At 31.2% G+C, this 4,630-nt stretch carries 5 protein-coding genes and 1 tRNA gene; all 6 read right to left on the bottom strand.

Annotation, left to right across the window (positions count from 1 at the left end):
- Nucleotides 1–64 precede the first annotated feature (64 nt).
- On the bottom strand, nt 65–526 hold the full coding sequence (locus B2U95_RS15935) for a hypothetical protein (RefSeq protein WP_296317903.1): 462 nt from the start codon (nt 524–526) through the stop codon (nt 65–67).
- 733 nt (nt 527–1,259) lie between these two features.
- Nucleotides 1,260–1,332: transfer RNA gene (locus B2U95_RS15940), tRNA-Met, on the bottom strand.
- A gap of 168 nt (nt 1,333–1,500) precedes the next feature.
- Entirely contained in the window at nt 1,501–2,346 is an 846-nt protein-coding gene (locus tag B2U95_RS15945) for a leucine-rich repeat domain-containing protein (protein WP_296317905.1), read from the bottom strand.
- A 132-nt stretch (nt 2,347–2,478) separates the two neighbouring features.
- Entirely contained in the window at nt 2,479–2,661 is a 183-nt protein-coding gene (locus tag B2U95_RS15950) for a CPXCG motif-containing cysteine-rich protein (protein WP_296317908.1), read from the bottom strand.
- 12 nt (nt 2,662–2,673) lie between these two features.
- Complete coding sequence (locus tag B2U95_RS15955) at nt 2,674–3,999, bottom strand: TolC family protein (protein ID WP_296317910.1); 1,326 nt, start codon at nt 3,997–3,999, stop codon at nt 2,674–2,676.
- Nucleotides 3,986–4,630: efflux RND transporter permease subunit (locus tag B2U95_RS15960; RefSeq protein ID WP_296317912.1), on the bottom strand; the 645-nt coding region annotated here is incomplete at its 5' end. The genes B2U95_RS15960 and B2U95_RS15955, both read right to left, overlap by 14 nt.

Raw genomic sequence — 4,630 nt, forward strand, 5'->3', positions numbered from 1 at the left:
ATGAATAAGGGCCACTGACCATAAATCTATCATTAGCCTTAAATATGTTATATAATGTAAACTTTTAGAATTTGTAACCTAAACCAATGTTAATCGTCCTCCAGTACAAACCATCTAAATTAATCATTCTTAAAGACAAATTAAATGATAGTTTTTTACCCGAAATAGCAAAATTTGGCCCACCATAAAAACCGCCTGAACTGACATCAGGGTTTAATCCTATTGCATAACCAATTGGAAAACTTAAAGAAAATAATTTAAAATAAGTTATTCTCGGAACAGCAGCTATTGGTAAAAATTGAAAATCATCTAAACCCTCTTTTCCAACTGAATATGAATACCCAGCTGATACACCAATATCAATACCTATATGCTTATTACCAATAACTCTATCGTATGGATCATCTTCATCATCTTTCCTATTGAATTTAACTGGAATCATATAAGCTATATCTCCTGAAAAATTATATGAGATCAGATCCTTAGCATCTCCTCCGGGAAAGCCATAACTGAATTGAGTTTCCAAACTTTGGGAATTTCCATTAAATGCAAACATTATTATTGTAAGAAAGACAAATATTTTATTTAAAAAAATCATTTTTTTATGCTATAAATTAAGAAGAATAAAACGAGAATATTATTATTGCTGAAGTTATTTATTAATTTCATATATATGAACAAAAAAAAGGCTAGCAACGTGTATAATTAATTGCTTTGGTCGTTGCCTATTTAGAAAATTCCTTCGGAATTTTATCTAGTCAGTATTTGTTTACTAATTTAGTTGCTTAATTACGCAACTAACCATACACATCAAGTTGTAGCACATTAACCAAAACCAATGACATCACTTTTCAAAACAGATTTAGGAAAGAAGGAGGTTTTAAGTTTATATGACCAAAATAAGATGAACTTAATATTGAATTTGAATACATAAAGATTGACACAACTTTTGGAGAAACCAATATTATTGTATCTGGAAAGTCATGTCTCACTTTTTCACTATTAACTCCGATTTTATATCCTTTATAACCGACTGTTAATACAACAATCTGAGGTGTTCCTATTTCCTTTACAGGACGCTTTCTTTGCCTTTGCGGCGAGGCTTAGCCATAAAGAAAGATTCTAGGCTCTGAATAATTCAATTTCATAGGCAAAGCGTGTACGTTTTCGTATACGTTTTGTAAAAGTAAGAAAATATAAGACATAAAAAAACGGATTGTGAGAACACAATCCGTTGATTTTAATGGCTTTCGCCTTAGTAGCGGGAACTGGACTCGAACCAGTGACCTTCGGGTTATGAGCCCGACGAGCTACCTACTGCTCTATCCCGCGATTTAATATTAAAATAATTTTCTTAGCTTTTAACTTTCGGTTCATAATACCGACTCAATCATTTTAGGAATGCAAATATACAACGCTTTTTAATTATAGCAAGAATTAAAACAAAAAAAAACACTCGATTTTAGGAGCGCTTTTTATGTGTATTTAAATTATAATTTGTTAGTTGTCTTCATCTTCAGAGTCTAAGGTCGCTAAAGCTCCTTTCATATTTGCTGCGTCTAAATCAAAATCTACAATATTTGGTAATTGATCTTTTAATAGTGTATAATTTCCTTTAAATCCGTTGTTACTTAATAACAAGGTTTTAAGATTGGTTAACTGTGCCAATTCACTAGGTAAACTTCCGTAAAATGCGTTATTAGACAATACTAGTTCTTCTAATTGAGATAACTGACCTATCGATGAAGGAATTGTTCCCAGCAAACTATTATCGAAAAGGCTTAAAACTTTTAAAGATTTTAGGTTAGAAATACTTGACGGTAGTCTACCCATTAACTGATTACTACTTAATATTAAACTTTCTAATTTCTCTAAATTACCAATAGATGATGGAATTTCACCGAAAAAATTATTATTAAATAATTCTAAATTTTTTAAGTTAATTAAACTCCCTATATTAAAAGGAATTGGACCACTGAAATTATTAGAAAATAATTTCAAATCTTCTAAACTAACCATTGTCATTAAACTACTTGGTAGTTCACCTTCTAGTTTATTAAATGATAAATTTAGATATTTTAAAGCTGTTAAACCCGATATTTCTTTTGGTAATTTTCCGTTAAGATTATTAAAGCTTAGGTCTATTGCAACAACATTATCATTGTCATCAAAAGTTAATCCACACCATTTAGAGACAGGTTGTTCAAAATTCCAAGATTTAATCCAAGAATCTCCATCGGTTGCTTGGTAAAGTGCAATTAATGCATCTTTTTGCGTCTGTGAAACTTCGGCAAATACAAATGCAGAAAGTAGGCAACACAGAAGTGTTAGTTTTAAGTTTTTCATAATAGTAGATTTTTGTGGAGGGGGCACAATCAATAATCAAATATATAATCAATTTCCATGAAATGCAAATATTTTCGACGAACTACATGTTATAAAAGATATATCACTGATTTTCAGTGTTTTAATTTTTTATCACTGCTCTATGTTTTCTGCTTGAAAACTTATGACTTCTTGGTTTTCTATTGAAACTGAAATTTGAATTGGATTACAACAAACCTCACAATCTTCTATATAGCTTTGACTGGTTTGGGATACATCAATTAACATTGAAACCTGTTCCCAACAGTATGGACATTGAAAGAAATATTCATCCATTTTAGTTTTAATTTAAAATTGAACATTTAATAATTCACCACTCAATTGCAAGACTGAAACCTCTGCTAACTTTGCATCATACTTCGCTTGATTTTTACTTAATTCTGAAGTTAGTAAATTAAGCTGCGCTTGTCTAAATTCTATAGAAGTGACTTGGCCAAGTTTAAACTTTTCTTGTGTTCTCGAAAAATTATTTTTTGCGGTTTCAATATTAGATACTTGGACCTGAAAAATTCGTAGTTTATTCTGATAATCGTCCCAAGCATTATTAAAGTTCCGTTCTACATCTTGTTTTAACTGTTCTTTTTGAAGCTTTTGATTTTCAAGATTAATTTGTGCATTTTTTACTCGTGTGATTGTTCCTCCTCCGTCAAATAAATTCCAGCTTAGATTTAATCCGCCAGATAATCCTGTATTAGTAGAAACCGCAACGAAAGAAGCTGCGTTATTATTATTTTCATTCCAGCCATAAGACCCTATTAAACCAATGGTGGGTAAATAACCAGATTTATTTGCTTTAAGCGTAAACTCATTAATCTCAATATTTTTTTCATTCTGAATTAAGGTGACGTTATTTTTATAGAGAGTATTCAAAAGGTCTTGTTTGTTTAACTGTAGTAAAAAAACAACTGTTGTATCTACCACAAATTCTTGTGCAATTGTATTTCCAGTAACAAAATTAAGGTCGCGTTTAGAATTAATTAAATTCTGTTCAGCATTTATGATATTAACAGTATCGTTATTTATGTCAACTTCGGCATTAAGCACTTCTAATTTTGTATTTTGTCCATATTCAAATTGATATTCTGATCGTGTTAATCTATCTTTTGAAATCTCTAAAGTTTCTTGAAGCGACTTCAAATTCTCTGATCTTCTTGCAACATCGTAATAAACGGTGAGTAATTGTGTAATTGTATTTTCAATAGTTTCTCTCGCTTGTAATTCACTGAGATTATACTCTACTTTTAATCGCTTATAATCGTAATAACGACCAAGTCCGTCAAAAAGGGTATAGTTGAGATTAATACCTGCATTGTAGCGCGAACTCTCTGCACCATTTAGCTCTGCAGATTCACCATTAGAAAACTCAGCAGCAATATTATCTCTATTATATGTTCCACCAGCATTACCGGTTAAAGTTGGTAAATACCCTGAGTTTAAAATGTTCTTATTATTGTCTGCGACTTCAATATTATTATTTGCAATTTTAATACCATAATTATGCTCTAAAGCTAAAGTAATCACTTCTGATGGTTTTACAACTTGCTGCGAAAATCCTATAAATGAAAAACACAAAGCAAAAACTAAAAAAACTAAATTAAAATTATACCTCTTCATTTCCTTCGATTATGAGATGTTCTTTATTATATTCTACTTTAAGCTTTTCAGAATTAATTTCTTCGTTACGTTCTTTGATTGCACGTTCTACTTCCTCTTTTGTAACATCATTTCCTGTAATTAACCACTTTACATTTTGCTTTATGTAGTTACTAAACGATAAGAAAATTGGCAAAACGATCAGGGTTAAAACTGTAGCAAAAGCGATACCGTAAGCAATGGATACTGCCATCGGAATTAAAAACTGTGCTTGCATACTTCTTTCAAAAATTAATGGTGTTAAACCTGCAACTGTAGTTATCGAGGTTAAAAATATAGCCCTAAAACGTGAGCGACCTGCTTCATACAACGCATCATCAAAAGTCAATCCCTCTCTTAAGTTACTATTAAATTTACCGATGAGCACCAAGCCATCATTCACCATAATCCCAATAAGCGCGATAACACCTAACATTGATAAAATGTTTACAGGGTAATCGTGAATCCAATGTCCCCAAGCTACTGCTGGTAAACTCAGTGGTACTAATAATAACAACAATAACGGCTGGCTATAACTTCTAAACGTAAACGCTATAACGATATAAATCAACGCCAAAATAGTTAAGCCCACAGCGTTAAGTGATTTAAGTAG

This window comes from Winogradskyella sp. UBA3174, from assembly GCF_002364335.1.
Lineage (GTDB): Bacteria > Bacteroidota > Bacteroidia > Flavobacteriales > Flavobacteriaceae > Winogradskyella.

Excerpts from the sequence above, each read along its gene's own strand:
- B2U95_RS15945 (WP_296317905.1), bottom strand. The coding sequence starts at position 2,346 with ATGAAAAACTTAAAACTAACACTTCTGTGTTGCCTACTTTCTGCATTT.
- B2U95_RS15950 (WP_296317908.1), bottom strand. The coding sequence starts at position 2,661 with ATGGATGAATATTTCTTTCAATGTCCATACTGTTGGGAACAGGTTTCA.
- B2U95_RS15955 (WP_296317910.1), bottom strand. The coding sequence starts at position 3,999 with ATGAAGAGGTATAATTTTAATTTAGTTTTTTTAGTTTTTGCTTTGTGT.